The sequence below is a fragment of the Hallella colorans genome, assembly GCF_003096815.1.
Taxonomy (GTDB): domain Bacteria; phylum Bacteroidota; class Bacteroidia; order Bacteroidales; family Bacteroidaceae; genus Prevotella; species Prevotella colorans.
Genome location: NZ_QENY01000008.1, coordinates 90,919 through 110,975 on the forward strand (window position 1 = coordinate 90,919; position 20,057 = coordinate 110,975).

16 protein-coding genes are annotated in these 20,057 nt (G+C 48.4%); 4 read left to right on the forward strand and 12 right to left on the reverse strand.

Going from position 1 to position 20,057, the window contains the following annotated elements; all coding sequences use genetic code 11:
- Positions 1 to 8: 8 nt before the first annotated feature.
- From C7379_RS05625 to C7379_RS05645, 6 genes are all read right to left on the reverse strand, one after another.
- Positions 9 to 1,211 (reverse strand): acetate/propionate family kinase, encoded by a 1,203-nt coding sequence (locus tag C7379_RS05625; protein WP_116616385.1) that lies wholly within the window; start codon positions 1,209 to 1,211, stop codon positions 9 to 11.
- A 175-nt stretch (positions 1,212 to 1,386) separates the two neighbouring features.
- Positions 1,387 to 2,421: a phosphate acetyltransferase gene (gene pta, locus C7379_RS05630; protein WP_116616417.1), complete on the reverse strand. Its 1,035-nt coding sequence runs from the start codon at positions 2,419 to 2,421 to the stop codon at positions 1,387 to 1,389.
- A 120-nt stretch (positions 2,422 to 2,541) separates the two neighbouring features.
- Positions 2,542 to 3,318 (reverse strand): diadenylate cyclase CdaA, encoded by a 777-nt coding sequence (gene cdaA / locus C7379_RS05635; RefSeq protein ID WP_116616386.1) that lies wholly within the window; start codon positions 3,316 to 3,318, stop codon positions 2,542 to 2,544.
- A gap of 83 nt (positions 3,319 to 3,401) precedes the next feature.
- Positions 3,402 to 4,220, reverse strand: coding sequence for a dihydropteroate synthase (folP, locus tag C7379_RS05640; protein WP_116616387.1), 819 nt, complete (start codon positions 4,218 to 4,220; stop codon positions 3,402 to 3,404).
- Between the two features lie 12 nt (positions 4,221 to 4,232).
- Positions 4,233 to 4,397 carry a hypothetical protein gene (locus tag C7379_RS12700; protein WP_165815034.1) on the reverse strand — a complete coding sequence of 55 codons (165 nt, stop codon included), beginning with the start codon at positions 4,395 to 4,397 and terminating at the stop codon, positions 4,233 to 4,235.
- 222 nt (positions 4,398 to 4,619) lie between these two features.
- On the reverse strand, positions 4,620 to 5,453 hold the full coding sequence (locus tag C7379_RS05645) for a helix-turn-helix domain-containing protein (protein ID WP_116616388.1): 834 nt from the start codon (positions 5,451 to 5,453) through the stop codon (positions 4,620 to 4,622).
- Positions 5,454 to 5,823: 370 nt separating this feature from the next.
- Between C7379_RS05645 and C7379_RS12705 the strand changes: the two genes are divergently transcribed.
- Both C7379_RS12705 and C7379_RS05650 read left to right on the forward strand, forming a co-directional pair.
- On the forward strand, positions 5,824 to 5,991 hold the full coding sequence (locus C7379_RS12705) for a hypothetical protein (RefSeq protein WP_165815035.1): 168 nt from the start codon (positions 5,824 to 5,826) through the stop codon (positions 5,989 to 5,991).
- Between the two features lie 58 nt (positions 5,992 to 6,049).
- Complete coding sequence (locus C7379_RS05650; RefSeq protein ID WP_243406722.1) at positions 6,050 to 12,088, forward strand: T9SS type A sorting domain-containing protein; 6,039 nt, start codon at positions 6,050 to 6,052, stop codon at positions 12,086 to 12,088.
- Between the two features lie 195 nt (positions 12,089 to 12,283).
- Here C7379_RS05650 and C7379_RS05655 read toward each other — a convergent pair whose 3' ends face one another.
- The 5 genes from C7379_RS05655 to efp form a co-directional block, all read right to left on the reverse strand.
- The gene (locus C7379_RS05655) at positions 12,284 to 13,051 is read right to left on the reverse strand and encodes a UDP-2,3-diacylglucosamine diphosphatase (RefSeq protein ID WP_116616389.1); all 768 of its coding nucleotides are present in this window, start codon (positions 13,049 to 13,051) and stop codon (positions 12,284 to 12,286) included.
- Between the two features lie 16 nt (positions 13,052 to 13,067).
- Complete coding sequence (locus tag C7379_RS05660) at positions 13,068 to 13,388, reverse strand: metal-sulfur cluster assembly factor (protein ID WP_036893721.1); 321 nt, start codon at positions 13,386 to 13,388, stop codon at positions 13,068 to 13,070.
- Positions 13,389 to 13,530: 142 nt separating this feature from the next.
- Complete coding sequence (gene radC / locus C7379_RS05665) at positions 13,531 to 14,217, reverse strand: RadC family protein (protein ID WP_116616390.1); 687 nt, start codon at positions 14,215 to 14,217, stop codon at positions 13,531 to 13,533.
- 55 nt (positions 14,218 to 14,272) lie between these two features.
- Positions 14,273 to 15,379: a glycosyltransferase family 2 protein gene (locus C7379_RS05670; RefSeq protein WP_116616391.1), complete on the reverse strand. Its 1,107-nt coding sequence runs from the start codon at positions 15,377 to 15,379 to the stop codon at positions 14,273 to 14,275.
- Positions 15,380 to 15,533: 154 nt separating this feature from the next.
- On the reverse strand, positions 15,534 to 16,103 hold the full coding sequence (gene efp / locus C7379_RS05675; protein ID WP_116616392.1) for an elongation factor P: 570 nt from the start codon (positions 16,101 to 16,103) through the stop codon (positions 15,534 to 15,536).
- Positions 16,104 to 16,543: 440 nt separating this feature from the next.
- Here efp and rpmH point away from each other — a divergent pair, with 440 nt between their 5' ends.
- The gene (gene rpmH / locus C7379_RS05680) at positions 16,544 to 16,699 is read left to right on the forward strand and encodes a 50S ribosomal protein L34 (protein ID WP_082722899.1); all 156 of its coding nucleotides are present in this window, start codon (positions 16,544 to 16,546) and stop codon (positions 16,697 to 16,699) included.
- Between the two features lie 74 nt (positions 16,700 to 16,773).
- On the opposite strand, the gene kbl is transcribed toward rpmH, so the two are convergent.
- Positions 16,774 to 17,961, reverse strand: coding sequence for a glycine C-acetyltransferase (gene kbl, locus C7379_RS05685; protein WP_116616419.1), 1,188 nt, complete (start codon positions 17,959 to 17,961; stop codon positions 16,774 to 16,776).
- Between the two features lie 195 nt (positions 17,962 to 18,156).
- On the opposite strand from kbl, the gene C7379_RS05690 reads away from it, so the two are divergent.
- Complete coding sequence (locus C7379_RS05690) at positions 18,157 to 19,113, forward strand: NAD-dependent epimerase/dehydratase family protein (protein ID WP_116616393.1); 957 nt, start codon at positions 18,157 to 18,159, stop codon at positions 19,111 to 19,113.
- The last annotated feature ends 944 nt before the right edge of the window (positions 19,114 to 20,057 follow it).

Here is a 20,057-nt window from a genome sequence, read left to right on the forward strand (position 1 = left end):
GCGGTTTGTTATTTCTTGGCCTCAACCAAATCGCGCGTGTCTCGTGCTATGACTATTTCCTCGTCGGTAGGTATCAATACCACCTTCACCTTTGAGTCGTCAGCCGAAATCACCTTCTCCACGCCGCGGCAATTGTTGCGCTCGGCATCCATCTTGATACCCAGAAAATCCAGTCCCTCGCATGCCGTTATGCGCAAGCTTGCTTGGTTTTCGCCCACACCGGCGGTCCACACGATGATGTCCACGCCACCCATTGCGGCCGCGTAGGCACCTATATATTTCTTGATGCGATAGCTATACATTTTCATACCCAAAATGGCGCGCTCGTCTCCAGCGGCCTCTGCCGCCTCGATCTCTCTCATGTCGCTCGATATTCCGGTAATGCCGAGCATGCCACTCTCCTTGTTCAGGAAGTCGGCCATTTCTTGCGGAGCCTTGCCAAGTTTATCCATCAGGTAGGTCACAGCACTTGGGTCGATGTCGCCCGACCGGCTACCCATCATGAGTCCGGCCAACGGTGTCAGTCCCATGGAAGTGTCTATCACCTTGCCATACTTCACCGCCGCCATCGAAGCGCCATTGCCTATGTGGCACGTTATAATGCGTTTCTTGGTGATATCCTCGCCCAGAAACTCGCAAACGCGGTGTGACACATAGCGGTGGCTGGTGCTATGGAAGCCGTATCGGCGCACATGGTATTTTTTGTACAGTTCGTAAGGCACGGCGTACAGGTAGGCATAATCGGGCATGGTGCTGTGGAAGGCGTTGTCAAACACCACCACTTGCGGCACGTTTGGCATCAGCGTGCCCACCGCGCGAATACCACGCAGGTGGCCAGCGTTGTGCACCGGTGCCAGATCTATGAGGCTCTCAATGCCCACCTCTACCTCTGGCGTCACCAAACAACTCTTTTCAAACAAGTCGCCACCTTGCACGATGCGATGCCCCACGGCATCTATCTCGTCCACGCTCTTCAGTGAGCCGATCTCCGGGTCGAGCAAAACCTTGAATACCAAGGCCACGCCCTCTTTGTGTGTGGGCAGGTCTGCCATGATCTTCTTGCTCTCGCCATTGTCGAGTTTCACTTTGATAAAAGCCTCGTCGAGACCTATACGCTCCACGCCACCTTGTGCCAGCACTTTCTCGCCAGCCATATCGTACAGCTTGTATTTAATAGAACTGCTGCCACAGTTCAAAACTAAAACTTTCATATTTTCTTTTTGATGTTTTATATTTCTTCTTTCCAAATATTATTTGGCTGTTATTCCAATCTTCAATTTGAAGAAATACGTAGTTTTTCTCGCCCTTTTCAATTTCTGATTATTAACTTAGAACAGTCTTTGTCATAATGGTGAATTGAAAATTGTGAATTGTAAAATGTAAATATTATCCTTGCGCTTGGCACGCGGTGATAGCCACCATGTAGTAGATATCGTCTACGGAGCATCCTCGGCTCAGGTCGTTCACTGGGCGTGCGATACCTTGTAGAATAGGGCCTATAGCCGTGGCGCCACCCAATCGCTGCACCAATTTGTAGCCGATGTTGCCCACCTCGAGGTTGGGCACCACTAACACGTTAGCCTTTCCGGCCACCTTGCTGCCCTTGGCTTTCTTCTGTGCCACCGTGGGGTCAAGCGCGGCGTCGGCCTGCAACTCTCCATCCACCTTCAGGTCAGGGTATCTCTCTTGGGCTATCTGTGTGGCCTCTACCACCTTATCTATAATATAGACACTCTTTCCAGTCTCTTTGTCTTTGGCGTCTTTGGCCGATCCTTTTGTCGAGAAGCTCAGCATGGCCACCTCGGGGTCTTCAATTCCGGCCACCGTTCGGGCAGTTTGCGCCGTGGTGTAGGCTATCTGTGCCAGTTGGTCGGCCGTGGGGTTGGGTGTCACGGCCACGTCGCCCATCACCACAACACCGTTCTTGCCGTATTGTTGCTCGTGTGTCAAGAGCAGCATGGCACCACTCACGCAGGTGACGCCGGGGGCGCATTTGATAATTTGGAGAGCTGGGCGCAGGGTGTCGCCTGTCGTGCTCAGCGCTCCTGAGATTTGACCGTCGGCGTCGCCGCTTTTGATAATCATGCACCCCAAATAGAGATTGTTGCCGGTAACAAGGTCGCGAGCTTGTTCCATCGTCATGCCTTTCTTCTTGCGCAGCTCCGCGAGAAGGGTGGCATACTCCTCTGTCTTGTCACAATTTTTCGGATCTACGATAGTCGCCTTGCCAATATGCTTCAATCCCCACTCCTTGGCCTCACGCTCTATATTCTCTGGATTGCCAATAAGGATTAGGTGAGCCAAGTCGTCGGCCAACACTTTGTCGGCGGCTTTCAAGGTGCGTTCTTCCTCGGCTTCGGGGAGAACGATGCGCTGCTTGTTTGCTTTTGCCCGCGCCACAATGTTCTCTAATAAATTCATCATTTCTTTTTATACGATTAGACTTTTGATAATTTTTACAAAGTTAGCCATTCTTAACGAGCCTAACAAGTAATTGAGCATCAGTCTTGGGTTAAATATCTTTAACCCGCCACGTGCTCATCACACGGCCATTTCTTGTACGAGGAGGCTCTCCAATTCTTCTGCCGAGAGCCTGAGCCTAAACCTTCCCTTGATGGCCACGCTGATACTGCCCGTCTCTTCAGACACCACCACGGCTATAGCGTCAGAGTCTTGCGATATGCCCATGGCGGCACGGTGGCGCAAGCCCAATTCCTTGGGTATGTCCATGCTGTGGCTCACAGGTAGTATGCAGCCCGCGGCTTTGATGCGTTTCTTTGAAATGACCATGGCGCCATCGTGCAATGGCGAGTTTTTAAAAAAAAGATTTTCTATCAACAACTTGTTCACCTTGGCGTCTATGGTCTCGCCTGTCTGCACAATGTCATCAAGGGGGATGGAGCGTTCTATCACGATGAGCGCGCCCACCTTGCCTTTAGCCATGTCCATGCACGACCATACGATGGGCATCACGGTCTCTTTGTCCTGCTCACGGTCGTCATCTTTTTTCTGTGAAAAGAACTTCAAGAAGTGGCGCACGCGCTGGTGCTCGCCCAATTGGTATAGAAATTTGCGCACTTCGTCCTTGAACAGCACTATCAGGCCGATGACACCCACGCTCACCAATTTGTCCATGATGCTGCCCAAGAGACGCATCTCGAGCACCTGCGACACAAACAGCCATGTCAGCACAAACACTATAATGCCACCAAAGACGTTGAGCGAGCGACTCGCCTTCATCAGTTGGTAGATGTAGTATAGTATCAATGCGACAAGTACGATGTCGATGACATCCTTAATTCCAAATTCAAAAAACATGTATGAGCGGTTAATGGTGATTAGGTTCGGTTGTCATGCGTGCCATTTGGGGTGGCGCAAGCGCGGCGGTCAGGCATATCTTGTCAGGCAGACACTCCAGATGGGTCGACGTTTTTCATGGCTTTGTAAAGTCTCACGGCCTCTACGGCAGCCTTGACGTCGTGCACACGCAGTATGTTGGCCCCTTTCATCAGGGCGATGGTGTTGAGCACCGTGGTGCCGTTGAGCGATTGGTCGGCGGTGATCTGTAGCGTTTGGTAAATCATTCTCTTGCGTGATATACCCACGAGCAATGGCAGCTCCAATACGCTAAAACGCTCCATTTCATCGTAGATAGCGAAGTTTTGCGCCATCGTTTTTCCAAAGCCGTACCCCGGATCCAAGATGATGTCTTTCTGTCCCAATTGGCGTAGCTGCTCCACCTTGCCAGCCATCTCCATCATGATGTCTTGCAATGTGCCCTTTTGACTCATCAGTATGTAGGGCGTGCCAGTCTCGGCCACCAAAGGGAACATCTCTGGGTCTTCGCCAGTGGATATGTCATTGATAATGTCCACACCATATTTTTCTATGCACATGCGTGCCACCTTGGGCCGAAAAGTATCGATGGAAACGGCTATTTCCGCATCTTCTTCTTTCAATATATGTAGCGCTCGGTCCAGCTGTTCCAGCTCTTCGCTCTCTGTGGTGAGCTGTTCCAAATAGGGGTTGGTGGAGCATGCGCCCACGTCGATGATGGTGGCGCCCTCGGCTCTCATCTGCTTCACGCGGGCGCGTATATCTTTTTCGGCCTGCACGCGGCTGGCGGCGTAAAACGAGTTGGTGGTCACGTTCATGATACCCATCACTTGTGGCTCTTTGAGCGACATGAGATGGCCTCTGATGTTTAAAGTGTAGTGCATCGGTTATTATTTTTAGGACTGCCGAACATGTCGTGTCTCTGCAAACGGCAAACGCTCGCCACGTTCGGCATTAGCCATATTTTCCATTCGTGCCACTACAGACGTCGCGCTATCTACCGGTATGTCAGCCACGTTGGCGTCGCCTGTCGTATTGGCAGTGTTGTCGTGTTGGCGCACTTTTCATGCAAAGATAGATTATTTGTGACATACACCCAAATGTTTATCCAACTATTTTTCGTTGCTTTTTCGGGATATAATATATGACAAAGCCAACGCATGGCAGTTCACGACACACAGCGTATCGCGCCCTGTTTTAAAATAAAAATCATTGATTGACGGAATGATGCGTTGACGAAACGTGATTGATGAAATCGCGAATTGAAAATTATGAATTGTGAATTATTTCTCCTGTCGTATCTGCGATGGCGTTTTTCCCACTTTCGTTTTACAAAATGCGCGCATGATTTGCAATGACGAGAAGCCCAGTTCATTAGCGATATCCTGTTCTGTACGTGGTGTGTTGCGCAGTTGCTCCAACATTCGGCGCAACCTGTTTTCTGCTATCCACTCCTGTGGATTCTCCTTGAACACCTTGCGAAAGTGTCGTACAAACGACGAGTAGCTCATGTTAAGATGCTCCGCCATCTCACTCACCGTGGGATATTCCTTGCCTATCTTTTGCACCTCGTTATAGAATTGTATATGTGGGTCGTAGATGGGCGCCACAAAATCGCGAAGGTCATCTGTCTTGTAATAGCCCTGCAGCACCGCCGCCAACTCTTGTTGTTTCAGTGCGTGTATGTCGCAACACAGCACGCCGTCGGTGATATAACCCACCATTTGTCGCACGATGGTTTTCACTTCTGGCACCATGGTCAGCACCTTGCCCGTCCCATCGCTCTCCATGTCCTTGGGAAATGACACGATGCGGTGGCAGAAGTTCAGCCCATCGCCCATGACATACAGCCGCAGGCACAGCGTGTCTGCCATAGCCTCCAAGGTGTAGCCGTCTTCGCATATAGCAGCCACCATCTGGTTGTCTGCTATAACGGTCTCCTGCTTGGTGTTGGAGATGATTTTCAATTTCCCGCTCACGACAAACAACAGCAGGGGAATACGTAGAAAATCGTGCACCGTCTCGCCTTTCTTTTCCGAGAAGAGTACGAAACCTATCGGTCTGTCACCGATGTATTGTGGGCACGACTTATGTCGGTTCAGGTAGTGAAATTGCATGTTTAGCTATAATTTTTATACAAATATGAAACTTTTTTTCGTATTATTCATACTGTTGAATAGCATAAGCAACTAAACTTAATGATTATTAACTCAAACAGGGGGGGGTAAACATACGTTAACACAATTGCTGTAAATGAACAGAAATTGTTAGCAAAATGATTTTTTTAGTTTTTCTTTATTGTAGCAATCGCTGTAATTTTGCATGTGGAAAATTTTGGATACAATAAAAAAGGTTCTCTTTGATAGACAGATGATAGTCACTTGCTTTGTACACCTTATTATAATATTATAATAGAATATAAATGGGGTATGTTTACGGTGGCTTGATAATAGAAAATACAATAATAATTAATAAAAATTACACTTTATGGCAAAGAAAAATTATGTAAGTCCAGTTAGCTTGGTTTTGGTTGGGGGCGACCCGGGTACAGGTAATGTCCCGTTCAGCCAACAAGACCCTGACAACCCTAAAACTGGCAAGGCAAAAGAAATGGAATTTGACGAGGCGCTGTACGACACAGATTGGGAAGACTGAACCCCATGTCGGCGATCGTAAGAGAATAGACGTACAATAAATAAAAAAATAAAACAACATGAAACATTTATTACCAGCAAGGTATCTGTTGACAATGCTGCTCGCGTGCTTCATGGCACTCGGGGCACAAGCCGAGCCGATTAAGTTCTATGTGTCGCAGAAGCGAGGCAACGATGCGCGCAATGGTACATCGTGGAACGCAGCATTCAAGACGCTCAATGCGGCACTTAGGGCGGTGAACAGCAACAGCAACCTTGATGCCGTCATCTATATGGCGGAAGGAAAGTACAATGTAGACAAAAATCCCGTAGGTGGGAAAGGTCAGGATGGTTACTACACGCTTACTCGTAAGGGCGAGAGCCTGCGTATCTACGGTGGATTCCCCACGCCAGGTTCACAGACGCTGCCGCAGGACACTTGTAGCAACAACCCCAAGCGTTATGTTACCGAGTTGGTTGCTACTACGAAAATTACCAAGTCGGTGTTCCGTACCAACAACAGCAACCAAACACTTGCGTTGCAGGGTGTGAGCTTCAACTCGACAAACTTCGTGGGCAACCTCGCCAACGGATCGCTCGTCACGCTCGACAACGATGGCTTTGACAACGTGACCTTCTCCTTGGAAGACTGCCGTATACCGTACTACCGCTCAACGGCTTCGGGTGCTATCTTCGTATATGGAAATACCAAGAATCCAAAGATTCGCCTGCACCGTGTGGAGGTGATGCGAGCTGAGAGCTTCGGACCGATAGGTGGTGGATTCCTTGTGGCAAACGTTACAGGTAGGGCTGTCAACTCGCAGATTGACATCAGCTACCTTACCTTCCACGACGTCCAGCATGTGGGTTCCACACAAGAGGGTGCTGTCATCGGATGGACCAACTGCGGTGATTGGAGCGAGAACCCCGATGCCTATGTCAAGATAGACCACATGCAGGTGAACCGTGCACAGGGTGGAACTGCCTCGGGACAGCAGGGCACGTTCTTCCTTGAGGGATTCAAGAACATCTCTATCACCAACTCTAACTTCCACAACTCGGAGGGTGGCAATGGTGGATTGTTCTGTATAGCCAGCTTCGTAAACTTCCGATCGGAGAACAACAGCTTTTACAAAAACTTCGGTGGTGACATTGGTGGTGTGTTCTACTTCTATGACGGAGCGCAGTCTCGTTGTCAAATCGACAAGACAAACCCAGGCAAGAAGCGCAGCATCGTTTTCAAGAACGATGAGTTCTATGGCAATGGTTCAGGAAAGACATCGGCAAAAGGCGATGGTGGTGCGGTGAGCATCAAGGCATCGGCTAGCGATATTCCTTGCGACGTGACCATAGAAAACTGTAACTTTAAGAACAACTATACAACAGCACTTGAAGGCGGTGCCTTGTGGGCTGGTGTAGCTGGAGAGGTAAAAATCAAGAACTCTATTTTCTGTAATAACAATGCTAACACCAAAGGTGCCAGTGGTACTGGTGCTGGTGGTGCCATCTGTTTGGCTGATGCTTCTAAATTCACCGTGGAAGGTAGCTATTTTGGAGAAAATAGCAATCAGAAGGATGGCGGCGCTATCGAAATAAGATCACAAAAAGAGTTTGAATTCCGCAATTGTGTTTTTAAGGATAACCAATGCGACTGTCCGCAAGCAGTAACTAATGCTGGCGGTGGTGCAGTTGCCATCTTTAAAGGTTATGGAAAGTTTGTCAATTGTAAGTTCTTTGGCAACAAGACAGGTTCTATCGGTGGTGCTGTAAGTATGTATCACAATGGTGGCAACGAAGACAAGACTATCGACTTTGACAACTGTCTATTCGAGGATAATACATCGAAAATGAACGGTGGTGTCATCGGAATGGATACTAACGGCTGTTTGGTACGTATCAGCAACAGCGTCTTCAAGAACAATTCTTGCGAAGGTTATAAGCGTCTTGGTAATGGAGGTGGAGTTATCTCTATGAACATTGGCTGCGCTGGTGTAGAACTTAGGAACAATACCATTATTAACAATACCTCTTTTGGAGGTGGTGGCGTAGTTTGGAACAACTCTGGTTATGTTCATTCAGAAAATAACCGTTACTACAATAACAAAGCCGAAGTTGGAGGTGTATTCCAAGTACAAGACGTAAAAAATATTGCACAATCTGCGCGTAGAGGTCTTGTTTCATACAACGATATTTTCTATGGTAACGAGGCAAAGAACACAACAGGTAAAGGTTCAGCGCAGGGAGGTGTGGCAGACATCTATACTAACCAGCATCAAAACGTGACTTTCAAGGATGGTTTGTTTGTTAATAACATTTCATATGCGAAAAAGGTTGGAGGTTGTATCTATGCTGAATCGACATCAGCATTAGTGACAGGTGATTACTTTCTTGTAGACTCTATCTATAATTGTACGTTCTACAACAACCAATGTTTGGATGATGCTGGAAAGCTTTCTACTACCACACAGGGTGCAGATATAGGTGCTTTCAATAATGCTTATAGCATTATGCGCGCTCAAAAAAGCAAACTTCAATGTGCCGAGAGTGTATATATAGGAATTGCTGGTAAAAAAAGATGGAAGGCAGAACCAGACGTACAGTATTCCTCAACTTACAACCCTAATGTTCCCACAACACCCGAAGCCATTGCAGGACAGGGCTACACAGCCCCTACTGATGCAGAGCTGGGTACGGAACAGAACCCCGGGATGAAGGTGGACTGTAAGGAGATTAATGAGCGTCAGGATATTGACGTGACCAAACCGCACGCCGACATTGCTACCAGCAGGGTGCGTCCAACTACCTTTGCCACTTACTGCACCAAGGTGAAGGACGAAAAAGACCCAGAGAAACAGATATGGGCAGAGTTCCAAAGTATCGGTGGTGAAGGTCCATATCAGTTTACCTATGATATTTGGAAACAGAAAGGACGTGACATCACGAGAATCGTGAAAGACGCAGTTGTCAAGACATCCGATGAGAAATATAGAACACCAGATTATACGCTTCCTATCTACGATTACGACAAGCCCATTATCCAGAATGGTGACACCATTGGATATGAGAAGATAGGTGAGAAGAAGATTCAGGGTACATGGGAATATCCAGACAGCGTTATTCTTAGAGGTCCACAGCTCATTGAGAGCAAGTACATTGAGGAGGGAGCTACCTTCACCATCATCGTGAAGAAACTCACCGACCACTTTGGTATGGAATATCACTACGACTGCTATGGTGACTACAACCTGCAGCGTGAGTTCTCGCAGAACTTGGGTGCGCAGATATTCTTCGAGGGATGCGATGCGCCCGGTGACGACCTCGACTGGGACAAGGATGGTATCTTGAATACCACAGAGTGTAACGATTTGGCTCCCGACAACCTAACGGCACTTACTGATAACAAGCTCAACCCAACCAATGGCAAGTGGGTGCGCTATCGTGACAACGTGAAGACGCAGAAGTTGTTTGCTACAATGGTGAACGACCCCAACTACCTCAACGATAAGCCAAGCACCAACAGCCGCGTACTCACACTGTTGCCGTCTGTACTGGGTGTGGCAACTGGCTTTACAGGAGTAAAGACTTTTGATATTTCTGACAAGTTCGGGTATCCTGCCAACTCGGGTGCAGTAGTTGTGAAGGTAGCAGACTGCATGGTTGATAAAGACCGATTCATGACAGCACCATCAAAAGACAGGCTCACCAGCTATTGGGAGATTGGCGGTACGATGAAGCCATACGTACTGATGCAAAGTACACCGACAGCAACATTCCATGCCGACAACTACTTTGCAATCAATATTCTGACCAACTCTGACACGCAGTCGCAGACAGAATTGTACACTGACCTCAAAGATGGTCGTTATACGGTGTTCGAGAATGAAGGAACGAAGAAGGTAATCTTCAACAACGAAGATGCCAACCTGACGAATACAGTGGGACTCTCCCACCTTAACGTAGAGCCTAACACCAAGTACTTTAACTTTACGCAAAGCCCAGACAAGAGTGGACAGGTGAACACGCTGGTAACCATCATGTTGCCATGCGACGATGATATGGACGGTATTCCTAACTTCTTTGATGCCGATAGTGACAACGATGGTTGTGTGGATGCCATTGAAGGCGGTGACAATGTAACTGAGGACATGGTTGACGACCAAGGGCGCATCAAGGGTGACGAAGATAAAGATGGTGTGCCAGTAGCTGTGAATGCTGGTGGCAAAGCCGATAAAGACGGTAAGCAAGGACAAAGCGCAGGTTCTGCTTACGATGAAGAAGAGAATGCCTGCGGCAACAACTATTGGATTGGTGGCGTGGACAACGACTTCAATAAGAAAGAGAACTGGACCAACGATGTGCCTAAGGATGGTCAGAACATCATCTTTGCTAACAACCAGCCCGACATCAAGGGTGAGAAGAAGGTGGCAGAGCGTGATATGCACTTGCCTGCCGGTAAGTTTATCTCTGCAAACAAGTTGGTGAACAACACCCCGAACGAGAAGTTTGAGGAAGGTGCCACTACCAAGACCACTGGTCACCCAGCTGTGGTTGTTCCCGCTGATGGTGGCTTAACCGTGAAGAGCGTAGCAGGCTTTGAGAATGAAACAGACAAGGACAAGCTTGTGATGAAGACATCAACCGACGGTACGAAGGTGGGCACGTTCATCTTGAACAATGAAAATTCATGCAACACTACTGTATTTGCCACTGTTGAGTTCAAGCCATTGGGTACGTATGTAAAGCGTCGTACTGCTACGGATAACAAGGATCAGACTTCGCCAGACTACAACAAGACGGTATGGAATGAGTTTGACTGGCAGTATATTGGCTTGCCTGTTAAACAGACCAAGAAGCAGACACGCTCTAAGGATCTTTATATCCGTGCTTACAGTGAGAAACTGAATGACCCCAACCACTATTACCGCAAATGGACAGACGTTCCTAAGGGTAGCGAGATGAAGGCATTCGTAGGCTATGAGGTGGCTCCTGTAACCGACACAGGTAAGGGTGTACACAAGATTCAAGGACAACTGAACCTTTGCGAGCAGACTATTGAACTGACACGTCAGGCAGCTGTCGTTAATGCTTCTACAGCAGAAGGCGATAATGCCAAGCGTTACGGATTAGGTCACAACATTGTTGGTAACTCGTTCATGGCAGGCGTGGACATCAAGAACATCCAGCTGGAATCCGGCGAGAATGGTGTGAAAATGGACAACACGGTTTACATCTACACCACCGGTAGCTGGGAAGACTGGAAGAATGCTTATGGCAACTCAGTGAAAGACAAGGGTGGCTACGAGGCAGTGCCTATTGGTGTGGCAGGAGAGAATGGTATGCCCCATACCCTTGCACCTATGCAGGGCTTCATGGTGAAATACAAGAATCCTACCTATAGCACTACTCTGGGCAAACTCACCATCCCTTATAAAGGTGCTGTGAAAGAGGGTGGCGAACTTCGCGCCAAGCCTTTCTACATGGAGTCTGACTATTGCAATGGTGGTATCGCTGTGAAGCTGGACAACGAGCAGGTGTACGACAAGTTCACCATGTTGCAGCGCCAAAACGCTACGGCTGCTTACGACAATGGATACGACGGCGAGAAGCTCAACATGGGCGAGCCTTCAGCCTTCGGTACGACAACCGATGCCAAGAACGTGCAGGTGATGACCGTGCCGAGTGTCATAGGAAGTGCTTTCAATGTTGAAATCAGCAAGGGCAAAACCTATAACATGGAGCTCACGGCTATGGATTTGGACTATCAGAATCTGAAGTTGATAGACTTGAAGAATGAGACGGTTACTCCGTTTGTTGACAACAAGGCCAGATACTTCTTCACCGGAGACGTGGATGGCATAGAGGCAAACCGCTTTGTATTCGTGGACACTCCAGAGACCGATTTCGCCAAGATACTTGGCTCTGTAACAGGTATTGAGAATATGACCACCACTTTGACCAAGGGTCAGGCAGAGGTTTACGACCTCTCAGGTGTGAAGATTGGCACCTTCAAGTTGCCACTTAGCGCTGATGATCTCAAGGGTAAAGTCCCTGCTGGCGTTTACCTTGTAAAGGCCACTGACGGCAAGACGGTGGAGACACGCAAGTATGTCGTGGAGTAACGCGACCGATAACACTCGCTGAACGGATAGGGAGCCAAGAGCTCCCAATCGTTCAGCCATAACAAAACTCCCACAGATATTCACAAAGGAATGTCTGTGGGAGTTTTCTTTTTTTATCTTTGGCCGCAGATTGGCGTGTCAAAGATTGATTGTTTTGGGCGCTTGATCTTGTCGATATGGTCTATAAGGTAGGAATTACGGCTCGCTCTCGCCCTCTACATACTGTTCTAAGAAGAGATGCTCACCATCAAACACGGCATAGGTGAACTGCCAAATCCAGTCGCCGAGAATAAGCATGCGTGTCTTGTCAGCAAGCGTAACATCCAATTGGATGTGTCGATGCCCATAAATAAAATAATCGATGTTGGGATGCGTCTGTTTGTATTGCTTGGTCCAAAGCACTAAATATTCCTTGTCCTCGCCCATATAGGGAGGCTCTTTACCGTCAGCTCGCTTCAGTCGACTGTGCTTGGCCCAGTTCAGTCCAAGCTGCATGCCCCACCATGGGTGTATGAAATTGAGCATGCGTTGGCACAGCGGACTATGGAAAATGCGCCTGAGCACCTTGTATTTGTTGTCCGGATCGCCTAACCCATCGCCGTGCGCAAGATAAAACTCCTTGCCATACAGCTCTGTGGTGAGCGGCTTTCGGTGCACGATAAGCCCACATTCCTGCTCCAAATACCCATAAGTCCACAAGTCGTGGTTGCCGGTGAAAAAGTGCACTTCCACCCCCATGTCGGTCAGTTCGGACAGCTTGCCCAAGAATCGAGTGTATCCTTTGGGTACCACATAGCGGTATTCGTTCCAAAAGTCGAACATGTCGCCTAAGAGGTAGATAGCTGCGGCTTTGTGCTTCACGCTATCCAAGAAGCGCACCAACCGTCGTTCTTGCGTCCTTTTGTGCGCGATGGCCAAAGAGCCCAAATGCGCATCGGATAAAAAATAAATGTTCTTAGTCATCCAAGTGTTCGTTTAATCAGTCGAACCCCAGCTCCACACGCGCTTCCTCGCTCATCATGCTCTGGTCCCATGCGGGCTCAAACACCAAGTTCACGTTGGCCGCTTTCACGCCGTCTACACTTTCCACCTTGGTGCGCACATCCTCAAGGATGAAATCCGCGGCAGGGCAAGAGGGTGCCGTGAATGTCATATCAAGGTCCGCCACTCCGTCTGGTTGCAGGTCTATCTTGTATATCATGCCAAGATCCCAAATGTTTACGGGTATCTCAGGGTCGTAGACGGTTTTAAGAACGTCTACTATTTTTCCCTCTATCATGGTTTTTTCTTGCTGTGTCATAGTTCTGAAAGATTGTTGACTCTGCGAATTTAAGCATTTAATTCGAATGTACCAACTGTTAGAGCTATGAATTTAGTTCATCTGTTACGGCGCTACCATCGCCATGAGTGATGGGTGGCATGCGGAGGATGACGCTCGAGCGTTACAGCCTGCCCTCCTCCCGATAGCTGTAATACATTCCATCAGTCACGATGATGTGGTCTAAGAAGTAGATGCGCATTATCTCGCACGCCTTTTTTATTTGTTGTGTCAGCTTGTCGTCGTGTGTGCTGGGATGCGTGTTCCCACTGGGATGGTTATGGCACACGGCCATCACGGTGGTATTGTTGAGGATGGCTTGCTTCATCATCAAACGTATGTCTACGGCGGTTTCTGTCATTCCTCCGTGGCTGATGCGCACTTGCCTGATGAGCCTGAAAGCCTGATTCATCAATAAGACATGAAACTCTTCCACATCCAAGTCTTGCATTTGTGGGTGCATGTAGTTGTAAATGTCTGTGGCCGATCCAAGTTCTTGCCGTCGTTGCGCACCTGTGTTGCCCCGCCTCTTGCCCAATTCGCATGCGGCGAGAATGGTGATGGCTTTGGCTGGCCCCATGCCGTGATACTGCATGAGGTCGAAAATGGACATCTTGCCAAGGGTGTTCAGGTTGTTGTTACAATCGTCTAACACCCGTCGCATGAGTCCCACGGCACTCTCTTTTTGTGATCCAGAGCCGATGAGAATGGCCAAAAGCTCCGCGTCGCTCAACGCCGTGGCGCCAAGACGTTCCAATTTTTCGCGTGGGCGGTCGGCCTTGTCCCAATGGTTGATGGTGAGTTTTTTCAAAGTTCAAGCGTGTTTTGTCCAACTCATAGCGATGTCAACCTTTCGTGGAGCTGGCTCATTTATAAAAATTGTGGTTGTAAGCGGAGTATTCATCCTTGTGCCATAACAGGCGTTTCCATGCCGCGCCAATAAACCCGCAACCATAACCCATGAGCTGCGTGAACGCCGCGCGAATGGCAAGCAGCCCTATCTTGGCACTGCTGAAAAAAATGGCGGCGTCGGCAAAAATCAGAATTGCGTAGAGCACGAGAGGCAACAACCCTATCGTCATGGCTGTGACGCCAAACGAATGTTGCGCGGGTGTGTGCCCAAAGAGGAAAATGACAGCACCCAAAAGCGCGAAGAGCGTCAGGGCAATGGTGCCTAAGGTGAAAATCATGGGTAGCAAGTGTACCGCTTTCAGGCTGTCGGGGTATCGTTTAAAAAGGTTTATCCGTGCTATGCCGCTGTTGTAAACTTGCCGCCAAAATTTACGAAAGTCTGTGCGACGCTTGTGGTACACCCAAGCGTCGGGAAATAGCCGGCATTGGTAGCCGGCCTTAAAAATACGTATGGAGAAGTCGATGTCTTCGCCAAATCGCATCTTGGAGAAGCCACCAAGCTGCTGGTATACATCACGACGAACGCCCATGTTGAATGAGCGTGGATAAAACTTGTCCAACTTTTTCTTGCCACCACGAATGCCCCCGGTGGTGAAAAAACTTGTCATGGCGTAAGAGATGGCCTTCTGAGTGTCGCTAAACGAATGGTGCGCACGGTCTGGTCCTCCGAAAGCGTCGGCAGGCTCGCGCCTTAATTCGTGCTTGATGGCTGTGAGGTAACCCTCGGGTAGTACCACGTCAGAGTCGAGTATGAGCATGTATCGGCCGTTGGCGCGCTCCACTCCGTAGTTGCGGCTTTGTCCTGGACCACTGTTGGGCTTCGCGAAGTATCGCAGGCGCAAGCGTCCTTGGTATTTGTCGCATACCGATAGGCAGGGCGTTTGTGACCCGTCTTCCACGACGACGACCTCGAAGTCGCGCTCTTGCTGTCGTGTAAGGCTGTCTAACAGCTCGTCCACTTCGTCTGGACGGTTAAACACTGGAATGATGATGGAGAACAAAGGCTCGCTCTCTGCTTGCGCCGATGTGTGGCGCGGCTGGGTGTCTTGATCGTGGCTCATGATGCGATATATTCAGAACGGTAACTCCCCAAGCCCGTCCTTGCCGGGTCATGTCTATCTATGCGCTAACACTTTTGAGCCTGCGATAGTGGTCAACATTCCCTTGGGGGATGGGCTTGGGGAGCTGTAAATGGTGAAGAGTGTGCCTATGGATTTACTTGTCGGTCACGCGCCCCACATAGCTTCCATCGCGGGTGTCGATGGTGATGGTCTCACCCTCGTTGATAAAGAGCGGCACGCGCACCTCAGCCCCAGTCTCCAATGTAGCTGGCTTGGTGGCGTTAGTGGCGGTATTGCCTTTGACGCCCGGCTCACTGTGAGTGATGACGAGATTGGTTTTCACAGGCATCTCTGCCGAAAGGATGGTTCCATCAGAAGTGTCGGTTTGCACATCCACGATGTCTCCCTCTTTCATAAACTCAGCTCCGGTGATCATGTCTCTCGCGATGGGTATCTGCTCGAAGGTCTCTTGGTTCATGAATATGCAGCCTGTGCCATCCTCGTAGAGGTATTGGTAGGGTCTGTGCTCCACTCGCACGTCGTCAAGCTTGAAGCCTACTTGGAACGTGCGTTCCAGCACGCGACCGTCGGCCACGTTTTTCAGTTTGGTATTCATCACGGTGTTGCCTTTTCCAGGCTTGCGATGTTGAAAGTCTACGCATTTCCAAATGCCTCCATCCATACGGATGCAGGTACCGATTTTTATTTCTTGTGAATTGATCATATTATATGTTTTTATAAATTTGTTGCATTGCTCATAGTGCCATTTTGGCGCAATTGGTTGGGCTGCCTGTGCCGTCGTGCCGTTCTGCTGGCAGTTGTTTCATCCGGGTAGCTTTTGAACGGGAGCATCTCAAGTTAGCTTCCCCACTCGCCAGTTAGTGGATTGAGCCTATGAAGAATGGCGACTAAGTTGCGCTATTCGGGAAAAACCAACCGAAACGCTTCGCCATACGGCTTTATTCGCAAGGGTTTGGCGGGATGGCTTCATGCCCTTTTTGCGCCTGCAAAGTTACTATAAAATTATAAAAAAACGCCGATTTGGCTCTGAAAAAACATATAATTCTTTGTTATTTGGAAAATTATGAGTAATTTTGCAGCCCAATAGGGACTATCACGTCCGTTGGTATCGACATTATAATAAATTAAAAACAATATAGAAAGATGAAAAGAACATTCCAGCCCCACAATCGTCGCCGTGTCAACAAGCATGGTTTTCGCGAAAGAATGGCAACCAAGAATGGCCGCCGCGTGCTAAACGCGCGTCGTGCTCATGGTCGTAAAAAGTTGACTGTGTCAGACGAAAATCACGGAAAGTAAGAAGCTCTTTCCAATCAAGACGATTAAAAAAGGTGTGCTCACAATGCTGTGGGCACACCTTTTATTTAATGTGTTTATTTCAACACGCCTAATTCCTTGCCTATTTTGATGAACGCGTCCACGCATCTGTCAAGCTGCTCCTTGGTGTGTGCGGCCGAAAGCTGTACGCGAATGCGCGCCTCTCCGCTTGGTACCACTGGATAATAAAAGCCGGTGACATAGATGCCCTCGTCTAATAGTTTGGCCGCATATTTCTGCGACAGAGGTGCGTCGTAGAGCATCACGGCGCAGATGGCACTCTGGGTGGGCTTGATGTCGAAGCCAGCGGCAATCATACGCTCACGGAAATACTCCACGTTCTTGACCAACTGGTCGTGCAGGTCGTTGTTTTCTTTCAGCATCTTGAATACCTCCAAGCTGGCGCCGATGATGCCGGGGGCGAGCGAGTTGGAGAAGAGGTATGGCCTACTGCTTTGACGGAGCATGTCGATGATCTCCTTGCGACCGGTGGTAAAGCCACCAAGTGCACCGCCAAAAGCCTTGCCAAGCGTGCCTGTGTAGATGTCTACACGGCCGTAAGTGTCTGTCAGCTCGCTTACACCGTGCCCGGTGGCTCCAACCACACCGGCTGAGTGACTTTCGTCTACCATAACCAAAGCGTCGTATTTCTCCGCCAAGTCGCATATCTTATCTATCGGCGCTACGTTGCCGTCCATAGAGAACACGCCGTCTGTGCAGATGATGCGAAAACGCTGCTCTTGTGCCTCTTGCAGGCATTTTTCCAATTCGGCCATGTCGGCATTGGCGTAGCGGTAACGTTTAGCCTTGCAAAGGCGGACGCCGTCGATGATGGAGGCGTGGTTCAGGGCGTCGGAGATGATAGCGTCGTCTTTGTCCAAGAATGATCCGAAAAGTCCACCGTTGGCATCAAAGCAGGCAGCATAGAGAATGGTGTCTTCGGTATGGAAATACTCGGTGATGGCAGCCTCAAGCTCTTTGTGTATGTCTTGCGTTCCACAGATGAAACGCACGGACGACATGCCGTATCCTCGGCGATCCATCATCTTCTTGGATGCCTCGATCAACCGTGGATGGTTGGACAGCCCCAAATAGTTGTTGGCGCAGAAATTCAGCACATTCTTGCCTTTCACTTGGATCACGGCGTCTTGCGGTCCTTCGATAATTCGTTCTTCTTTGTAAAGGCCAGCTTCTTTCAAGTCGGCGAGTCTCTTTCTTAGTTGCTCTTTAATTTTTCCGTACATGTGATTTAAGATTAGATATTTTTTATTTTTCTTGCACACAAAGTAAGATAATATTTCCGAGAAAACCACTTAATTAGTGTTATATTTTGCAAAAAGCACGCATTGTTCACAAAAAATAATAGCCAAAAGATTAAACGGTGGTGAAAAAACGTTATATTTGTGCGCAAAATACAAAAAACCTAAATCATATTGAGAATGAAGAACATTTTGGTTATTGGCTCCACAGGGCAGATAGGCTCCGAGCTGACAAGAGAATTGCGAAAAGTGTATGGAAACGACCATGTGGTGGCAGGCTACATTGTAGGAGCTGAGCCCAAGGGTGAGCTGAAAGAGAGTGGCCCATCGGCCATTGCCGACGTAACCGACGCTCAGCTCATCGCTGACGTGGTGAAAAAATATGACATAGACGCGATCTATAATCTTGCGGCGTTGCTCTCAGTGGTAGCCGAGAAAAAACCTCAGCTGGCATGGAAGATAGGCATTGGTGGCCTTTGGAACATACTCGAGGTGGCTCGTGAGAATCATTGTGCCGTGTTTACGCCCAGCTCCATTGGATCTTTTGGTCCCACCACGCCAAGGGACATGACACCGCAAGACACTGTACAGCGTCCGCGTACCATATATGGCGTTTCTAAGGTGACGACCGAACTGCTGAGCGACTATTACTACTTTAAGTACGGTGTGGACACGCGCGCGGTGAGATTTCCGGGTGTTATCTCATACGTCACACCTCCGGGGGGCGGAACAACAGACTATGGCGTGGACATATACTACTATGCTGTGCGTGGCGAGAAGTTTGTTTGTCCCATCAAGGAGGGAACGAAGATGGACATGATATACATGCCAGACGCCCTGAAAGCTGCTATCCAGCTCATGGAAGCAAACCCCGACAACTTGGTACATCGCAACGCTTTTAACATAGCCTCGATGAGTTTGGCACCCGAAGACTTTTTCGCCGCTATCAAAAAGTACAAGCCTGACTTTGAGATGGAATATGATGTGGACCCATTGAAACAAGGCATTGCTGACAGTTGGCCAAACATGCTTGATGACACTTGCGCTCGCGAGGAGTGGCAGTGGAAACCATCTTATGACCTTGACAGCATGACAAAAGACATGCTTGAGAAACTGACAGTGAAATTGGCTAAATAAATGGCACGTGGCCAAGGGGCGATAGCCCCTTGGTCGATAACCTGTTTGTTGTCAACACGAAGTATGGACATGAGCCAAAAACTGTTGAAACAAACACGCAAAGCAGCTATCGGAATTGGCGTATTGGCGAATGGCATGGCCATTGTTCGCAAATATGCCAATTTTGATATATATTAATAGGTGTCTGTAAAACAAGAGGGTATATACATGGCAAACCTTTTTTGGGCTCTGTAGAAAAAGTATGGCGTCTCATTTTGCTATTGAGATTAACCCATTGGTACAATAAATGCCCGTATGTTTTTTGAAGAGACGCTCGTCATGTACAACATAGGTGGGGGGCGAATGGGGCGTGTGTACGCTTCGAGATGGCGACAGAATGTTTACGCATTTTCGGTTTTTCTCTTTAAAAACCTGCTTATCCCAAACGCAGTATTTGAAAAATTAGAAATAGTCAATTATTTGAACAAAACGCCCTCTCAAATTCGCTTATTTAAAAATAAGTTTGCCTTCGCCCGAAATACGCGAAATCTGTGATAGTTTGTAAATAACTGACATTCAGCATCTTTTAAAAAACAGCCTTTATTCTCCTATTTTGTGGTCTGCGATTAAGTATCAAATGGCATGATGATAAGGTTGTAATCGCAGCGTGATTGAGGCTCTTCCGCGCTGCGAATAAGGCCTAATCAGGCTATGAGCAAGCACCAATCGCAGCCTTCTTATGATTTTTGGTAACGCTCTACTTGGTTTTGACAAAAAAAGATAGCCCTTTTTGCTCTGGATGACTCGAAAATAATGATCAAAAAAACAGTAATTATATTTTATAAAATGAAGAATAAGGAGTAAGGAGAGAAGAGTGGGGAGCGAAGAATGAATGAAGACAGCAGCACCGGATTCGAGAGGCGTCTGAGCGCGGTAGAAATTTGCGCGTGTGAACTTTTATGCCT

What these genes read in the sequence shown, in the direction of transcription:
- efp (WP_116616392.1), bottom strand. Translation starts at nt 16,103, where the DNA reads ATGATCAATTCACAAGAAATAAAAATCGGTACCTGCATCCGTATGGAT.
- C7379_RS05645 (WP_116616388.1), bottom strand. Translation starts at nt 5,453, where the DNA reads ATGCAATTTCACTACCTGAACCGACATAAGTCGTGCCCACAATACATC.
- C7379_RS05625 (WP_116616385.1), bottom strand. Translation starts at nt 1,211, where the DNA reads ATGAAAGTTTTAGTTTTGAACTGTGGCAGCAGTTCTATTAAATACAAG.
- C7379_RS05650 (WP_243406722.1), top strand. Translation starts at nt 6,050, where the DNA reads ATGAAACATTTATTACCAGCAAGGTATCTGTTGACAATGCTGCTCGCG.
- C7379_RS05655 (WP_116616389.1), bottom strand. Translation starts at nt 13,051, where the DNA reads ATGACTAAGAACATTTATTTTTTATCCGATGCGCATTTGGGCTCTTTG.
- cdaA (WP_116616386.1), bottom strand. Translation starts at nt 3,318, where the DNA reads ATGTTTTTTGAATTTGGAATTAAGGATGTCATCGACATCGTACTTGTC.
- pta (WP_116616417.1), bottom strand. Translation starts at nt 2,421, where the DNA reads ATGAATTTATTAGAGAACATTGTGGCGCGGGCAAAAGCAAACAAGCAG.
- C7379_RS05660 (WP_036893721.1), bottom strand. Translation starts at nt 13,388, where the DNA reads ATGACACAGCAAGAAAAAACCATGATAGAGGGAAAAATAGTAGACGTT.
- C7379_RS12705 (WP_165815035.1), top strand. Translation starts at nt 5,824, where the DNA reads ATGGCAAAGAAAAATTATGTAAGTCCAGTTAGCTTGGTTTTGGTTGGG.
- rpmH (WP_082722899.1), top strand. Translation starts at nt 16,544, where the DNA reads ATGAAAAGAACATTCCAGCCCCACAATCGTCGCCGTGTCAACAAGCAT.
- C7379_RS05670 (WP_116616391.1), bottom strand. Translation starts at nt 15,379, where the DNA reads ATGAGCCACGATCAAGACACCCAGCCGCGCCACACATCGGCGCAAGCA.
- folP (WP_116616387.1), bottom strand. Translation starts at nt 4,220, where the DNA reads ATGCACTACACTTTAAACATCAGAGGCCATCTCATGTCGCTCAAAGAG.
- kbl (WP_116616419.1), bottom strand. Translation starts at nt 17,961, where the DNA reads ATGTACGGAAAAATTAAAGAGCAACTAAGAAAGAGACTCGCCGACTTG.
- C7379_RS05690 (WP_116616393.1), top strand. Translation starts at nt 18,157, where the DNA reads ATGAAGAACATTTTGGTTATTGGCTCCACAGGGCAGATAGGCTCCGAG.